The organism is Hahella sp. CR1 (assembly GCF_029813005.1).
In the GTDB taxonomy this organism is placed as follows: domain Bacteria; phylum Pseudomonadota; class Gammaproteobacteria; order Pseudomonadales; family Oleiphilaceae; genus Hahella.
Window position 1 is genome coordinate 403,488 of sequence record NZ_JAPELK010000001.1, and the last position, 14,846, is coordinate 418,333.

The window sequence follows — 14,846 nt, forward strand, 5'->3', positions numbered from 1 at the left end:
TCGCTGAGAACTACTTGTTCTTTAACTCTGCAACTTGTTGCGGAGTAATCATGTCGCCCATCTTGTTGCCCCAAGCATTACGCTCGTAGGTCACGATAGCGGCGATATCAACTTCACTCAGCTGCGCTCCGAACGCCTGCATGGCGGTGCCTGACACCCCGTGCAATACAACTTCGGCGTGCTTCTCTACCGGGCCTTTGACTATGCCGCTGCCAGCAAGAGCAGGGAATGTCGGCGGCAGACCGGCGCCATTGGCCTGATGGCACACTGCGCAATTGGACGCATAGGATTTCTCCCCGCGTGCAACCAATTCTTCCATCGTCCATTGTTTGTTCTTCAACTCGTATTCCTGACGAGCCAGTTCCTGTTTGGCCAGGAGCCATTCCTGATACTCTTCCTGAGGCACGGCTTTCACCACGACAGGCATGAAGCCATGGTCCTTACCGCACAGTTCAGCGCACTGACCGCGATAAATACCGGGCTCCTTGATAACGGTCCAGGCTTCGCGAACGTAGCCGGGAATGGCGTCGCGCTTGACTGCAAGACTGGGCACCCACCAGGAGTGGATGACGTCGGCGGAGGTGACCAGGAAACGAATCTTCTGATTTATCGGCAACACCAGAGGCTCGTCCACTTCCAACAGGTAGTGTTCGCCCTTGTCGTCGCGATTGTAGATTTGGTCCTGGGAGGTCGCCAGATTACTGAAGAAGTTGACGTCCTGATTCAGGTATTCGTATCGCCATTTCCATTGGTAACCGGTGATCTTGATATCCATATCCGCTTCACTGGCGTCATACATTTTGACCAGAGTGCCGGTCGCGGGTATGGCCATGCCAATGAGAATAAGGAAGGGAATAACAGTCCAGATAATCTCGACTGTCGTACTTTCATGGAATTGGGCGGGTTTCGCCCCTTTACTTTTGCGGTGATTGAAGATCGACCAGAACATTACTCCAAACACCACTATCCCTATGATCACGCAGATCCAGAAAATAGTCATGTGGAGGCTGTATACTGACTGACTCACTTCAGTCACCCCGGGAGTCATGTTCAATTCCCAGGCGGCCGAAGCGGACGCAGATACAAACGGAACGGGCGAAGCCACCGCTATTGCGCGTCTTCGTGACATCATATTATTGTGTCTCCACAGCTTAGTTTTTATTGTTACTGCCGGACACTTCCTGCAAGACGGCCCGCCTACAGCGGTCCGTCGACTACGTTTGTAGGAAGTCAAATGCAAGGTACAGCGCCAGTATAGACAAACTTGGATCGGGCTGGCAATTGTTCAGTCATGGTTTAGGTAAAAAAGCTATCCAGCTGATTTCATGCACAAATCTGGTCACTTTCAGTGATCTGACCGCCACATCTTCAGGAGTTTCATGAGCAATCCCCCGGCAACGCTTCACTTGCGTTTGTGGGCCCTCGCCTGGCCGTTAATTCTGAGTAATATCACCACGCCGTTGCTGGGTCTGGTGGACGCCGCCGTACTGGGACACCTGGATTCTCCGGTCTATCTCGGGGCCGTGGCGCTGGCGGGAAATCTGTTCACATTTCTGTTCTGGGCGTTCGGTTTTCTGCGCATGGGCGCCACCGGACTGGCGGCGCAATCCTGGGGCGCTGGAGACCAGGGCAGGTTGATCCGCGAGTTTTTGCGGGCGGCCGCCATCGCGCTCGGCATCGGGTTATTCATGATCCTCAATCGCGCCTGGATATTGCCCCTGGGATTGGAATGGATGCAGGCCACTGGCGACATCTGGACGCAGGCCCACAACTATGCGGAAATTCGCATCTTCAGCGCTCCCGCCGTATTGCTTCAATACTGTGTCGTGGGCTGGCTGATAGGCTGCCAACGCACCCGCAGCGCGTTGATTCTGGCGGTCAGCGCCAACATCGTGAATATCGCGCTGGACCTGCTGTTCGTGGTCGGCTTCGGCATGCGCGCCGACGGCGTGGCTTGGGCGTCACTCATCGCTGAGTATTACAGTCTGGTCCTAGGACTCTATTTCGTCGTTCGCGGTGATGCGGGGAATTTCCTTGCGCAGTTACGCAACCCTGAGCTGTGGGCGCGCAGCGCCTTCGCCAAGCTGCTCAAGCTGAATGGCGACCTTTTCATTCGCACGATCCTGCTGCTGTTCACTTTCGCTTTCTTCACCGCGCAGGGCGCACAGCTCGGAACCAACGTTCTGGCAGCCAACGCCGTATTGCTGACTTTTCTGATGATCATCTCCAACGCCCTCGATGGTTTCGCCAATGGCGTAGAAGCTCTGTGTGGAGAAGCCGTAGGCAAGCGCGATCAGGCCATGCTGCGCCGCACCGCCAGAATAGGGGGCGTCTGGTCCCTGGTGACCGCACTGCTGCTGACGCTGGCGTTCTGGCTGGGAGGCGACTGGCTGATCAACCGCCTCACCGACCTGGAAGTCATCCGCACTGAAGCGAGCCGCTATCTGATCTGGCTGATCCTGTGTCCCTTGATCGGCGTGTGGAGTTACCTGTTCGATGGTGTGTTTGTCGGCGCTACCCAAGGCAAGGCAATGCGGGATACAATCATCGTCGCGACACTGCTGGTGTTTTTACCCAGCTGGTGGCTCACTCAGGGTTGGGGCAATCACGGACTCTGGTTTTCACTCTGTCTGTTTCTGGCGGCCAGAGGCGCCTATCAGGCGTGGCTGTACAAAACATTTTGTCAGCATGAAAAGTGGTTCATTACAAATTAGTATTACGCACTTTGCTAACCCTTGACTACACTGAAGTCATGCGTCCGGATTGAAACAGTTTTTTATAGTTGTCACTTAGGGAAATCGTTATAGATGAGCCTCGCTGCAGTATACGAGATCATCAATCAGGCTAAGGCCGCAGAGCTTAAAACTCAAAATTACGCCAAGTGGCTTCGCCAGCAACTGGATTCTCTGCACCGAGTCATTGAACTGAACGGATCACAGCCGGTTGAAGACCTCATTCATTTCGTCATCGATTATATCGAACTCGCCCCGCGTTTAGTGGAGTGCGTGGCGCATTGCGCCGCTGCGAGCCAGACGGAAAAGCTGTTCGCGCCCTTCATCGAGAAATCCATCCATTATTTCGCGCACCCATCCGTGCTGGTGCTGCGCCATACCGGTTTGGACTGCCTGTTGATCATGGCCTATCAAAGCCATCGTTTGGTGGAGGAGGTTTATGAAAACAATCGCAGCCTGCGCAACAGTCCCATCTGCGATCTGCAGGCCACTCAGGCCAATCTGTTGGCCCATCATCTGATCGGCGAACCCTTCGCCAATGAACTGGATCAAGCCACCCATCTGACCGTGCGCCAGATGGTAAGCTTACCGGACTTCTACCATTTGGATCTGTCGCCCTTTCTGGCGAAGACCAACACCCAGCGCTGGCGTCCTCTGAACGAGGATTGGCTGAACCTGTTGGACAAGCATCACATCCGCATGAGCTTTCAGCCCCGTTGCTGACAGGTGTCAACAACGGGGCTGAAAGCTCATATCGTCGTTATTGCTCTTTCTTGGGACGGGGATAGAACTTGATCGTCTGCACTTGCGCCTCCGCCTGTTTCGGGCGGGTGACGCGGGTTTGCAGCTCCGCCGGACCGTCAGCTTCGCGCAGCTTTTCAAAAAAACCGCAAGCCACGCATTCACGCACTTGCCGTTGATCTTCGTCAGCGTAACTGACGATCTTGTCCATCTCTCCGCAGCGGGGACACACCGCCCCCGCGATAAAACGCTTCACCATATGCACTACCAGGTAAATACGATTGCTGAATGTCGACAAGGCCCACAACGCAGGCCTTGCTGGTTCTCTCAGGCGGCGATGCCGCTTTGACGCAATAACGCTTCCACTTCCGGCGGACGCCCGCGGAATTCAATGAATAAATCCATCGGCTCGCGGCTGCCGCCTTTTTCCAAAATCGAATGCAGGAAGCGTCGACCCGTTTCTGGATCGAACACGCCATTTTCCTCAAACAAGGAAAACGCATCCGCCGCCAGCACTTCCGCCCATTTATAGCTGTAATAGCCTGCGGCGTATCCGCCAGCAAAAATGTGACTGAAACTGTGCTGGAAACGATTGAAAGCGGGCGGCTTGATCACTGCGACTTTATCCCGCACTTCGTCCAGCACCTGCTGGACGGCGAAATCCGCCGACCCGTCGTATTCATGATGCAGACGGAAATCAAACAAAGCGAACTCAAGCTGGCGCACCATCAGCATGCCGGACTGGAAGTTTTTCGCCGCCAGCATTTTTTCCAGCAATTCTTTCGGCAGCGGCTCGCCACTTTGGTAATGACCGGAAATCAGCGCCAGGGCTTCTTCCTCCCAGCACCAGTTTTCCAGGAACTGACTGGGTAATTCTACCGCATCCCAAGGCACGCCATTGATGCCGGAAACATCGTTGCAATCCACCGTGGTCAGCATGTGATGCAGAGCGTGACCGAATTCGTGGAACAGCGTGGTGACTTCATCATGCGTCAGCAGGGCGGGATGCTCCTCCGTCGCCGGCGCAAAGTTACAAGTGATGAACGCCACAGGTTTCTGCACAGAGCCGTCGTCCAAACGACGACGTACGGCGTAATCCGCCATCCAGGCCCCGCCGCGCTTGTTCTCCCGCGCGAACAAATCCATATAGATAGAGGCGATTTCCTCGCCGTCACGACGCACTTTGAAGTAGCGCACGTCTGAATGATAGCTATCAAATTCCGTAATTTCGTCGAGAGTAACGCCGAACAGGCGCTGCACCACAGCGAACATGCCATTGATCACTTTCGAAGCGGGGAAGTAAGGCTTCAGCTCTTCCTGAGACACGGAATAACGGTGACGACGCAGCTTCTCTGAATAAAAACTGACATCCCAGGACTGTAGTTCCGTCTGTCCCTGCTCCGCGGCGAACGCTTGCAGCTCTGCAAACTCCTGACGCGCCACCGCTACAGACTTCTCCGCCAGCTCGTTCAGGAAGCCCAGCACCTCATCCGGCGTACGCGCCATTTTGGTGGCCAGGGAGTATTCAGCGTAGGAGTTAAAACCCAGCAGACGCGACTTCTCCAGTCGCAGCGCCAGGATCTCCTGCATCACTTCCGAATTGTCCCAGCGACCGGCGTAGGGCCCTTGTTCAGAAGCGCGGGTGTTGTAGGCCTCGTACATTTCCTGACGTAATTCGCGATTTTCGCAGTAGGTCATCACCGCGTAGAAGCTGGGGAAATCCAGCGTCAGCACATAGCCTTCTTTGTCACGGGACTTGGCGGCCTGGCGCGCGCCAGCAAGTGCGGAGTCCGGCATGCCTTTGAGCAGAGCGGCATCCGTCACATGTTTGGTCCATGCCTGAGTGGCGTCCAGCACGTTATCACTGAACTTGCTGCCCAGCTCCGCCAAACGCTGCGAAATTTCCATATAGCGCGCTTTCTTATCTTCCGGCAGATCAACGCCGGCCAGATGAAAATCGCGCAGGGTGTTGTCGATGGATTTACGCTGCGCTTCGCTGAGCGAACTAAATTCATCAGATTCTTTAATGCCGTGATAAGCGTCGTACAGCGCCTTGTTCTGACCGATTTCCGTACCGTAGCGGGACAGCTCGGGGATACAGGCGTTGTAAGCCTCACGCAGCGCTTCGCTGTTGAGCACGCTGTTCAGATGGCTGACCGGGGACCACACATGGTTCAGCTTGTCCGACATGTTATCCATTTGTTGCGCCAGATTATCCCAGTTGAAGCTGGGCTGGGCCGCCAGCTCGGCGATGCGCTGTCTGTTTTCGGCAAGTAATTTGTCCATCGCCTCTTTGACATGTTCGGCGCGAATCTGTGAGAACGGGGGTAACGCCGTATCGGCGAGCAATGGATTGGTCATTGAAATATTCCTGAATTGACGAGTCTTCCGGGGTTGCTGATCGCAACGCCCCCGAGCAAACAAAATGTGGGCGTGCGGGGCCGCTTTCAAGTAATGCGCCGCTGAATCCTGCTTTAGAATAGTCCGATCAATGCTAAAGTAACAATCCGCCATTCGGGCCCTTGAGCCCGTCTACGGCGCTTCAGATTTTTGATGCTTGGAGTCCACCATGCCTGTGCGCACTTATCAGGGAATCACCCCGACGCAGGGAGAGCGCGTCTTTATCGACCCCACCGCCGTCGTCATCGGCGACGTCCACTTGGGCGACGACTGTTCCGTCTGGCCGACCGTCGTGATACGCGGCGACATGCACCGAATTCGCATCGGCGCGCGCACCAGCGTGCAGGATGGATCGGTGCTGCATATCACCCACGCCGGACCTTTCAACCCCGACGGCTATCCACTGACGATCGGTGAGGACGTCACCATTGGCCACAAGGCTATCTTGCATGGCTGCACGCTTGAGAGCCGCATCCTCGTCGGTATGGGCACCATCATCATGGATGGAGCCCATGTGGAGAGCGATGTGGTGATCGCCGCCGGTACGCTTGTGCCTCCCGGCAAGTGCCTGGAAAGCGGTTACTTGTACGTTGGCGCGCCTGCGAAACAAGCCCGTCCGCTCAGCGACAAGGAAAAAAAATTTTTCCAGTACACCGCCGCCAATTACGTCAAATTGAAAGACCGGCATTTGCAGGAAAACTGGGGCGAGTAGCCGCATTTCAGGGACGCAGTGGAAATTGACGTAAATCAGAATATGATTTTTTTGTCACTAGGGCGCCCCTTGAAAACATTTTTAACGCCATTATTTCTATTATCACGATACGCAGCGTAACCGGGGCAAGACGTCACCCCAATCAGCAGTTTCAGGTGTAAATGATTACAGAGGGCCTGTCGCATCAGGCCAACCGATTTGTACTTAAACTCTTTTTGGAGATAGAACTATGGCGATTACCCGTTGGAACCCGTTTTCTGAATTTGAAGATATTCTCGACCGTTATAACCGCTCTTTGCAGGGTCAGGCTCGCACCAGCGAAAACGGCAAAGAAGTGATCCGCAAAGCCGACTGGGCTCCTGCCGTGGATATCACGGAAACCAAAGAAGCGTTCTTGATCAAGGCTGAGTTGCCTGGCGTGGATAAAAGCCACGTCAAGGTGGCTGTCCACGAAGGCGTGCTGTCTATTCAGGGCGAGCGCAAGCTGGAGAAGGAAGAAGGCGACAAGAAACATCATCGCGTAGAACGCTTTTACGGAAACTTCGCACGCTCCTTCACGCTGCCGGATAATGTGGATGAAAACAACATTCGCGCAGAGTACCGGGACGGCATCCTCACCTTGCATCTGAACAAGGTGGAAAAGGCGCAGCCGAAAGCGATCGAGATCAACGTACAGTAAGTCGAACGACTTACGATCACCGCAAACCATCTGGGGCGACCCATAGTTCGCCCCTTATTTTTTAAGCCTGCTTTTTACAGCTCAGCCGCTTTTTTACCGCCGGCGTCGCGCAGGATTTGCGCATATTCCGCGCCACGAGCATGCTCATCAACGCGATCCAGCATGGTTTCGCCCTCTGGACTCAACGCATTGATATTGCGGTCAGCTTCCGCGAAATAGGCCACGAAACGCGCGTAATCGCGGGCCAGCATGTATTCATAGGCCTGACGCAGAACATGATAATCGGGATCAGATTCATCCCGTGGCTTCAGTTCTAAAAAGCCCTGAACCCGTTCATCGCTCCATTCCTCATCCACTACCTTCGGTTGTGAAGGACCGCTCATATCGTATTCACCTGTCTATCATAGTTATTTACCGGGCCGCACATTCTACCCCGATCCAGCGCGGATAATGAAGGTTGTAAGCGCTTAGCTCATGCGGCATTCGGCGTTTTCGATATGAATTTCCACCCGTCGGTTTTGCGCCCGGTGCTCATCGCTGTCATTAGGAACCAGGGGACGCGTCTCCGCCTGCCCGATAGCGCTCACGCGACTGGCGTCGAGACGTCCATCCAGCACCAGCCGATGCACCACGCTTACCGCTCTAGCCGCCGATAGGTCCCAATTGGAGCGAAATCTCGCTGAGTCGATAGGGCGATCATCCGTATGTCCCGTCACCAGAATGTCTCCCTTGCAATCAGCCAGCACGTCAGTGACTTTCATCAGCACCGGCAGCATGTATAGCTTCAGCTCCTCACTGCCGGAGGCGAACGTGGCGCGCTCGGTAAAACTGAGCACCACCCCCTGGTCGTCAAACTTGATGGCCACCGCCTGATCTTCTATTTCATTCTCCAGCAAACTGATCATGCGCGAGGCCAGGCGGTCGTTCTCCATATACGCCGCCTCGCTCACCACCTCCTGGCTTAAATCCAGGCTGGGCTCTACGTTGGATTGAGGCGCCGGCTGCTCTGTGTCGCCCTTATCGCGGATCACTGGCTCCATGGGCACGGTAGGCGTGATATCGCCCCCCAGAGGATACATATCCGGCGCGCCCTGAGACGAAGGAACCCAGGCCACGCCAAAGGCCTTACTCATGGAGTAGGCGATGGCGCGGTATTTCTCCGCATCCAGACTGGAAAAGCTCAACAGCAGAATGAAAAAGGTCAGCAGCAACGTCATCAGGTCAGCGAAGGTGACAATCCAGACCGGCGCGCCGACTGGCAACAGACCACCGGATTGCTTGCGCGGCTTGATCATGTCTCTTCCTGTGCGGACGCCGACTCATGGATGTCCTCCATGGCGTCCAGCTCAGGCAGATAAGATGCCAACACGTCTTTGATAATGCGCGGGTTCAGCCCCTTCACCATACTCAGAATGCCGCTGATCACGATCATGCGGTTACGGACTTCATCCTGGGTTTTAAGCTGCAGCTTGTCCGCCAGGGGCAGAACAATAATCTGGGCGATAAAGGCGCCGTAAAACGTGGTGAGCAAGGCGATCGCCATAGCAGGTCCGATGGAAGAGGGGTCCTGCATGTTATTCAGCATCTGCACCAGTCCCACCAGGGTGCCCAGCATGCCCAACGCCGGCGCCGACTCACCCAGACCGCGAAACACCTTTTCCGCTGTCTGCAGGCGCTCGACAAACTGGTGGGTGTCCTCAAGCAGTACTTCTTCTATAAATTCCGGGGGGTGGCCGTCAACGGCGAGACCGACAGCTTTGCGTAGAAACGGATGGGTAATTTCAACCCGATCCAACCCCAGCAGTCCCTGCTTGCGCACAACATCCGCCAGTTGCCGCGCTTCGCGATACAGGTCCCATGGGTCCTGGGTTTTCTCAAGAAAAGTGGTTGAGAAGGCAAGCCGCACGCTGCCAAAAAAGTTACGCCAGCGGTACTTCACCAAAGTGACGGCGAAAGAGCCGAAGACCACTATCATCAACCCGGGAACATTGACGAAGTCCCAAAGCCCGGAGCCGGAAGCCACTGCTCCCAGCACCACGCCCATTCCGAACAAAAGTCCCACCCAGGTGAGTATATCCATGTTGACCGTCCATACTTCGCGATGCTCAAGTAACTGGCCCGAATTCGCCCAAAGCGAACCTAAGCGCTTAAAATCATTAGCTTAAGCATAGTCAAAGTTGGCGGTGGCGCTAATCTCCCTGTCTTAGCGCAGCCAGCACCGGAGCGGTATCTGGACGCACGCCGCGCCACAGATAAAAGGCCGCCGCCGCCTGCTCGACTAACATGCCGAGCCCATCGCAGCATTGTCCTGCGCCGCGCGCTTTGGCCCAGGCGACGAATGCCGTGTCACGCAGGCTGTACATCATGTCGTAGGTAAAGGTGTGAGACGCGATGACGATATCCGGCAGAGGAGGAATATCCCCCGCCAGACTCGCGGAAGTGCCGTTAATCACGACATCGAAAGGACCTTGCAAATCCGCGAACGCACAAGCACTGACCGATCCATTGCGACCAAAGATACGCGCCAGATCCTCCGCCTTGGAAACAGTGCGGTTAGCGACCACGATAGAGGCGGGACCTTCATCCAGCAACGGCGCCATAACGCCTTTCACCGCTCCGCCGGCGCCGACCAGCAAAATCTTTTTACCGCTTAACGCAACGCCCTGATTGACGAAGATATCGCGCACCAGGCCTTCGCCGTCGGTATTGTCGCCGTACAGACGTCCGTCCCGTTGCAGCAAGGTGTTGACGGCGCCGGCAAGCTCGGCTCGATGCGAGCGCTCACTGACAATATTCCAAGCCTGTTCCTTGAATGGCACTGTAACGTTAAGGCCTTTGCCGCCGCCGATAAAAAATGCCTCCACCGTCTCTCTAAAGCTGTCCAGAGGAGCCTGGATCGCCGTATATTCCAAACTCTCGCCGGTCTGTTGCGCGAACATTCCGTGGATTTTGGGAGACTTGCTATGGCTGACCGGATTACCGACCACCGCGTACATATCCATGCTATACCTGCCTTTATTTGCGCTGATTAAGGTTTTGGCGTTGCGGGATTACACCCAGTCTCTGTGCTTCAAATAATACTCGGTCAGACGGGCTTCATCCGAGCCCGGCTCCGACGTCCAGGCATATTCCCAGCGCACCAGCGGAGGCAGAGACATCAGGATCGACTCCGTTCTGCCGCCGGACTGTAAACCGAACAATGTGCCCCGGTCATAGACCAGGTTGAACTCGACATAACGACCGCGTCGATAAAGCTGAAATGAACGCTCCCGTTCGCCATAAGCCATATCTTTGCGGCGCTCGACAATGGGTAGGTAGGCGGGCAGATAGCTGTTCCCGACCGCCTGCATAAAATCGAACGAGCGCTCAAATCCCCAGTCGTTGAGATCATCGAAAAACAGTCCGCCCACGCCGCGGGCCTCATCGCGATGCTTCAGGTAAAAGTAATCGTCACACCACTTTTTGTATTTGGGGTAAGTCTCTGCGCCGAAGGGCTCGCACGCCTGCGCCGCCGTGCGATGCCAGTGGACGCAGTCTTCATCAAAGCCGTAATAAGGCGTCAGATCGTAACCGCCGCCGAACCACCATACCGGCTCTTCACCCTCTTTTTCCGCCACAAAAAAACGTACGTTGGCGTGAGAGGTCGGCGCATAGGGGTTACGCGGATGCACGACCAATGAGACGCCCATGGCCTGAAAACTGCGTCCCGCCAGTTCCGGCCGGGCGGCGCTGGCGGAGGCGGGTAGGCGCGCGCCACTGACATGAGAGAAATTGACGCCGGCTTTCTCAAACACGCCGCCCTCGCTAAGCACCCGCGTGCGTCCACCGCCGCCTTCCTCTCTTTTCCAGGCGTCCTCAACGAATCCCTCGCCACCGTCAATGGCGGCTAACCCATTGCAGATCTCGTCCTGCAATCCCAGAAGATAGTCTTTAACCTGCGTAATCTGTTGCTGCATGAAGTCGCCTTTATTGTCTGAGGATGGCGCCGGTGGCGGCGTCGCGAATTTGGCTGGGTTTATTCAGTCCGCTCAGCTTTCCGGGCAGATAGTGATCGACGCCGGATTTAAAATAGCGACGGCAGTCGAAAAGAGTGCGGGCCGGCTCCCTCGTCGCAGGATTGGCGGAGGTTGAAACGATAGGTCCGCCAAACGCCTTGGTCAGTTCCGCCACCAGGGGATGCGCCGTCACCCGAATAGCGATGGCGTCGTGGGCGCCACGCACCAATGGCGCATAGACGCCAGGATCAGGGACAACCCAGGTAACCGGTCCGGGCCAGGACGCCAGCATCTGATCTTTCTGTTGCTGCGGCAATCGGTCTAGTAACTGGGAAAAATGTTCAATCTGACCTGACACCAAGATCAAGCCTTTGCGCCATGGCCGGCGTTTAAGCTGCAGGATGCGATTCACCGCGTCTTCGCAAGATGGATCACAGCCCAGACCCCATACCGCTTCAGTGGGATAAGCGAGCACGCCGCCGCGGTTGAGAACGGACACCGCTTTCTGAATAAACCATGCTGACAAGTTTTGCCCCTCCAGATACCAATCTGGCGCAAAGTAACCGAAGGCGACCGTGGGGGCAAGCTCTAAGGGTATCTATGGGAGATGGATAACTAACGGGCGTTGCGAATGAAGCCTCCCGCGACTTCCTGCACCCAGCCTTCCAGCTCCAATTCAATCAATACGCTTCTGATTTCCGCGATAGACAGACCCGTCCGCTCCACCAAAGCATCCGGAGCCGTACAATCGTACCCCATCCCGTTGAGCACCACCTCCGCTTGCTCAGACAAGGGCGCCAGAGACGTCGGCTCAGGCTGACTCTGTTGGCCTGGGAACTCTTCTGCAGCGAACACCGTCGTCCATGGCTCATTGAGAGAGCGGTACAGCCCCATCAACGCAGGCAGTTCGGCGAGTATGTCGTCGGTGCATTCCACCAGCTTCGCTCCCTGCTTGATCAGGTGATGACAGCCACGCGCCTGGGGATTGTGGATAGAGCCGGGTATGGCGAAGACTTCCCTGTGTTGCTCCAGGGCATTGCGCGCCGTAATCAACGAGCCGCTGCGCAGACTGGCTTCCACCACCAGCGTCCCCAGCGACAAGCCGCTGATAATGCGATTCCGCTTGGGAAAGTGCTGCGACCTGGGTTGAGTATCCGGCGGAAACTCACTAACCAGCAAACCGTTTTCCATCATTTTTTGGGCAAGGTCGCGATGCTTCGCGGGGTAGATGACATTCAAACCCGACCCCAGCACACCTATTGTCGATCCCAATGTTCCCAATGCGCCCGCGTGAGCGGAGCCATCTATGCCCGCCGCCAGACCACTGGTGATGGTAAAACCGCTTTCTCCCAGAGAGCGAGCGAACTGCCGCGCCGTTTCCTGACCATGCACACTTGGGTTGCGAGAACCCACCATGGCGATCTGCGGCTGATGAATCAGCTCATATCGGCCTCGTGCATACAACACCGCAGGAGGATCAGGCAATAAACGCAGCAGACTGGGGTAATCAGAGTCAGGTAACAGAAACAGACGGTTCCCCATCTGCTCGCTCCATCTCAAAGTGCTCGCCACCTGAGCATTGATGGGACGGTCGCCATATGAAATCACTCTCTCTATGGCGCGCCACAGTTCAGTGGAAAATGACAGGTTGGAGGAAACGCCTAATTGAAAATCGTCAGTCTGTGACGACTCTTCAAAATGCTGTGCAAGCAGGGCAAGACGACTATCGCCCAAAGAAGGAACTGTAGTGAGGTTTAACCAGACAATAGGAGTAAGAGTAGACATTAGATCATCCTTGATCGGCTGAGACGTCGAAAACTACGACGTCTCAGAACATTAACAAACTATGGATTACGAACTTCGTCCATTATAGCAAGCGGACGGTCAGCTTTTAAGATCAGACCGTAGCTGACTTTTTCAAATGTGCGGAACACCATTAACAGGCCTGCGCGGTCAGCGGGCAGTAAGAGGATTTCCTTAGTATAGGGGTCACGAACTTGTTCACCTGCTTTGTATACAGCCAGAACGTTCCCTACTTTTAAACCTTCACGCTCGCCTCTATTGATAACAACTACATCATACTGACCAATTTGGCTTACTCCATCGATAACCGAAATCATTTTTCCATCAATGTCACCATCCGGGTTACTTGGGTAAAATGTGGAACTAATTTCACGGTCTTCTTCTTGCAGCAAGCGATCGCCTTGGCGAATTTCTTCTTTGGAGCGGCGAATCTGCACAGTCTGCACATCATCCTGCTGAGCGATCACTTTCCCAACAGCAATTGAGCGCGCCTGTATACCTAAAAACTCTTTAGTATCGGGGTCAACGTACACTTCGTCGCGACGATAAATACCGTAGGATGCTTCCATTACAGCGTCGCCTCTTGCGTATACCTGATCTCCAGAACCTACAATCAAGTTACCTTTTTTACCCAACAACACGTAAGGCGCATTGTTTAACTCTTCTTCCGTTACTATGCGACTGTCAGTAAGAAAAGGGTTGATGGCTTCAAGGGGAATAGCGGGAATGGCGCTTTCCAGCGGCGTAATACGTTTTTTCGGGGACAGTTTCACCGTACGGCCGATATCGCCACGCTGCGCGATGGTGACATGAGGTTTACCGTCGATATACACCAAGGCCAGCACGTCGCCAGGGAAAATCAAATGGGGATTTTCTATTTGCGGATTAACATGCCAGATCTCCGGCCAATACCAGGGATTCCGCAAAAAGCGCGAAGATATATCCCACAAAGTATCACCTTTGACGACAGTGTAGCGATCTGGATGGTCGTCGCGTAGCTCAGGCGCGGCCAGCGCAAACTGGCTCAACGTTAGCATCACTACGAACACAAAGGACAGCAGTTTCCTCATGATACATTCCCTTAGGTCATAACCGGGCAGTTTGGGATGAAATCAGGCTATAATGACGATTAGCCTATTCAATTTTGTTTAGTTTGTACTCATTCTTACACTAATAGATAATACTAGCAGGCGTTATCCAATCTGTAATGGAAATTTTTTCACAAATTTAATTATGAGTAAGCTCCAAATTCTTGAATTTCCTGACCCTAGGCTGCGTACTGTGGCCAAGCCGGTACAAACTTTTGACGCGGCTTTGAGTCAGTTAATCGACGACATGTTTGAGACCATGTACGAGGCCCCCGGCATCGGGCTGGCCGCCACCCAGGTGGACATCCACAAACGCATCGTAGTGATTGATGTGTCCGAGGACAAATCCGAACCAATGGTCTTTATCAACCCCGACATCGAAGTACTGGACGGCGACCCCGAAGAAATGCAGGAGGGATGCTTGTCCGTCCCGGGCTTCTACGAGTCGGTCACACGGATTCCCCACGTCAAGATCAGAGCACAGGATCGTAACGGCGAATCCTACGAGATGGAAGCCCGCGGCCTGCTCGCGGTATGCCTCCAACATGAGGTTGACCATCTCAACGGCAAACTGTACGTCGACTACCTGAGTAATGTTAAACGGACTCGAATCCGGAAGAAACTGGAAAAGCAGCATAAAATGCGCGCATAAGTCCACATTTCCGAAAGATTTTTTAACCGCCCACCATGGCGGTT

At 54.7% G+C, this 14,846-nt stretch carries 16 protein-coding genes; 5 read left to right on the plus strand and 11 right to left on the minus strand.

What is annotated here, in order from left to right; translation table 11 throughout:
* Window positions 1-10: 10 nt before the first annotated feature.
* Window positions 11-1,132: a cytochrome c oxidase subunit II gene (gene coxB, locus ONV78_RS01795; RefSeq protein ID WP_216735269.1), complete on the minus strand. Its 1,122-nt coding sequence runs from the start codon at window positions 1,130-1,132 to the stop codon at window positions 11-13.
* A gap of 247 nt (window positions 1,133-1,379) precedes the next feature.
* On the opposite strand from coxB, the gene ONV78_RS01800 reads away from it, so the two are divergent.
* Both ONV78_RS01800 and ONV78_RS01805 read left to right on the plus strand, forming a co-directional pair.
* Window positions 1,380-2,714: an MATE family efflux transporter gene (locus tag ONV78_RS01800; protein ID WP_279500604.1), complete on the plus strand. Its 1,335-nt coding sequence runs from the start codon at window positions 1,380-1,382 to the stop codon at window positions 2,712-2,714.
* 93 nt (window positions 2,715-2,807) lie between these two features.
* Window positions 2,808-3,455, plus strand: a complete 648-nt coding sequence (locus ONV78_RS01805) for a hypothetical protein (protein WP_216735267.1) — start codon at window positions 2,808-2,810, stop codon at window positions 3,453-3,455.
* Between the two features lie 37 nt (window positions 3,456-3,492).
* Here the strand turns inward: ONV78_RS01805 and ONV78_RS01810 are convergent, their stop codons facing one another.
* Entirely contained in the window at window positions 3,493-3,732 is a 240-nt protein-coding gene (locus tag ONV78_RS01810; RefSeq protein WP_127967807.1) for a YheV family putative zinc ribbon protein, read from the minus strand.
* Between the two features lie 68 nt (window positions 3,733-3,800).
* Entirely contained in the window at window positions 3,801-5,834 is a 2,034-nt protein-coding gene (prlC, locus tag ONV78_RS01815) for an oligopeptidase A (RefSeq protein ID WP_216735266.1), read from the minus strand.
* A gap of 208 nt (window positions 5,835-6,042) precedes the next feature.
* Here prlC and ONV78_RS01820 point away from each other — a divergent pair, with 208 nt between their 5' ends.
* Window positions 6,043-6,585, plus strand: coding sequence for a gamma carbonic anhydrase family protein (locus ONV78_RS01820; protein WP_279500606.1), 543 nt, complete (start codon window positions 6,043-6,045; stop codon window positions 6,583-6,585).
* A gap of 229 nt (window positions 6,586-6,814) precedes the next feature.
* A complete protein-coding gene (locus ONV78_RS01825; RefSeq protein WP_279500608.1) occupies window positions 6,815-7,264 on the plus strand; it encodes an Hsp20/alpha crystallin family protein in 450 nt (149 codons plus the stop codon).
* A 74-nt stretch (window positions 7,265-7,338) separates the two neighbouring features.
* Here ONV78_RS01825 and ONV78_RS01830 read toward each other — a convergent pair whose 3' ends face one another.
* From ONV78_RS01830 to ONV78_RS01865, 8 genes are all read right to left on the minus strand, one after another.
* Entirely contained in the window at window positions 7,339-7,647 is a 309-nt protein-coding gene (locus ONV78_RS01830) for a PA4642 family protein (RefSeq protein WP_279500609.1), read from the minus strand.
* Window positions 7,648-7,731: 84 nt separating this feature from the next.
* Window positions 7,732-8,559 (minus strand): flagellar motor protein MotB, encoded by an 828-nt coding sequence (locus tag ONV78_RS01835; protein ID WP_216735262.1) that lies wholly within the window; start codon window positions 8,557-8,559, stop codon window positions 7,732-7,734.
* A complete protein-coding gene (locus ONV78_RS01840; protein WP_127967801.1) occupies window positions 8,556-9,344 on the minus strand; it encodes a MotA/TolQ/ExbB proton channel family protein in 789 nt (262 codons plus the stop codon). Before ONV78_RS01840 ends, ONV78_RS01835 begins: the two co-directional genes overlap by 4 nt.
* A 109-nt stretch (window positions 9,345-9,453) precedes the next feature.
* Window positions 9,454-10,266: a shikimate dehydrogenase gene (gene aroE / locus ONV78_RS01845; RefSeq protein ID WP_279500610.1), complete on the minus strand. Its 813-nt coding sequence runs from the start codon at window positions 10,264-10,266 to the stop codon at window positions 9,454-9,456.
* Between the two features lie 48 nt (window positions 10,267-10,314).
* On the minus strand, window positions 10,315-11,220 hold the full coding sequence (gene hemF, locus ONV78_RS01850; protein WP_279500611.1) for an oxygen-dependent coproporphyrinogen oxidase: 906 nt from the start codon (window positions 11,218-11,220) through the stop codon (window positions 10,315-10,317).
* Between the two features lie 10 nt (window positions 11,221-11,230).
* Complete coding sequence (locus ONV78_RS01855) at window positions 11,231-11,785, minus strand: Sua5/YciO/YrdC/YwlC family protein (RefSeq protein WP_216735259.1); 555 nt, start codon at window positions 11,783-11,785, stop codon at window positions 11,231-11,233.
* Window positions 11,786-11,874: 89 nt separating this feature from the next.
* Window positions 11,875-13,044 carry a DNA-processing protein DprA gene (dprA, locus tag ONV78_RS01860; protein WP_279500614.1) on the minus strand — a complete coding sequence of 390 codons (1,170 nt, stop codon included), beginning with the start codon at window positions 13,042-13,044 and terminating at the stop codon, window positions 11,875-11,877.
* A 59-nt stretch (window positions 13,045-13,103) separates the two neighbouring features.
* Window positions 13,104-14,132 (minus strand): LysM peptidoglycan-binding domain-containing protein, encoded by a 1,029-nt coding sequence (locus ONV78_RS01865; protein ID WP_279500616.1) that lies wholly within the window; start codon window positions 14,130-14,132, stop codon window positions 13,104-13,106.
* A gap of 163 nt (window positions 14,133-14,295) precedes the next feature.
* Here ONV78_RS01865 and def point away from each other — a divergent pair, with 163 nt between their 5' ends.
* On the plus strand, window positions 14,296-14,802 hold the full coding sequence (gene def, locus ONV78_RS01870; RefSeq protein WP_279500618.1) for a peptide deformylase: 507 nt from the start codon (window positions 14,296-14,298) through the stop codon (window positions 14,800-14,802).
* Window positions 14,803-14,846: the final 44 nt, after the last annotated feature.

Coding starts and splice junctions, on each gene's coding strand:
- hemF (WP_279500611.1), bottom strand. CDS start 11,220: ATGCAGCAACAGATTACGCAGGTTAAAGACTATCTTCTGGGATTGCAG.
- ONV78_RS01835 (WP_216735262.1), bottom strand. CDS start 8,559: ATGATCAAGCCGCGCAAGCAATCCGGTGGTCTGTTGCCAGTCGGCGCG.
- ONV78_RS01820 (WP_279500606.1), top strand. CDS start 6,043: ATGCCTGTGCGCACTTATCAGGGAATCACCCCGACGCAGGGAGAGCGC.
- aroE (WP_279500610.1), bottom strand. CDS start 10,266: ATGGATATGTACGCGGTGGTCGGTAATCCGGTCAGCCATAGCAAGTCT.
- ONV78_RS01830 (WP_279500609.1), bottom strand. CDS start 7,647: ATGAGCGGTCCTTCACAACCGAAGGTAGTGGATGAGGAATGGAGCGAT.
- dprA (WP_279500614.1), bottom strand. CDS start 13,044: ATGTCTACTCTTACTCCTATTGTCTGGTTAAACCTCACTACAGTTCCT.
- ONV78_RS01800 (WP_279500604.1), top strand. CDS start 1,380: ATGAGCAATCCCCCGGCAACGCTTCACTTGCGTTTGTGGGCCCTCGCC.
- def (WP_279500618.1), top strand. CDS start 14,296: ATGAGTAAGCTCCAAATTCTTGAATTTCCTGACCCTAGGCTGCGTACT.
- ONV78_RS01805 (WP_216735267.1), top strand. CDS start 2,808: ATGAGCCTCGCTGCAGTATACGAGATCATCAATCAGGCTAAGGCCGCA.
- ONV78_RS01825 (WP_279500608.1), top strand. CDS start 6,815: ATGGCGATTACCCGTTGGAACCCGTTTTCTGAATTTGAAGATATTCTC.
- coxB (WP_216735269.1), bottom strand. CDS start 1,132: ATGATGTCACGAAGACGCGCAATAGCGGTGGCTTCGCCCGTTCCGTTT.
- ONV78_RS01840 (WP_127967801.1), bottom strand. CDS start 9,344: ATGGATATACTCACCTGGGTGGGACTTTTGTTCGGAATGGGCGTGGTG.
- prlC (WP_216735266.1), bottom strand. CDS start 5,834: ATGACCAATCCATTGCTCGCCGATACGGCGTTACCCCCGTTCTCACAG.
- ONV78_RS01810 (WP_127967807.1), bottom strand. CDS start 3,732: ATGGTGAAGCGTTTTATCGCGGGGGCGGTGTGTCCCCGCTGCGGAGAG.
- ONV78_RS01865 (WP_279500616.1), bottom strand. CDS start 14,132: ATGAGGAAACTGCTGTCCTTTGTGTTCGTAGTGATGCTAACGTTGAGC.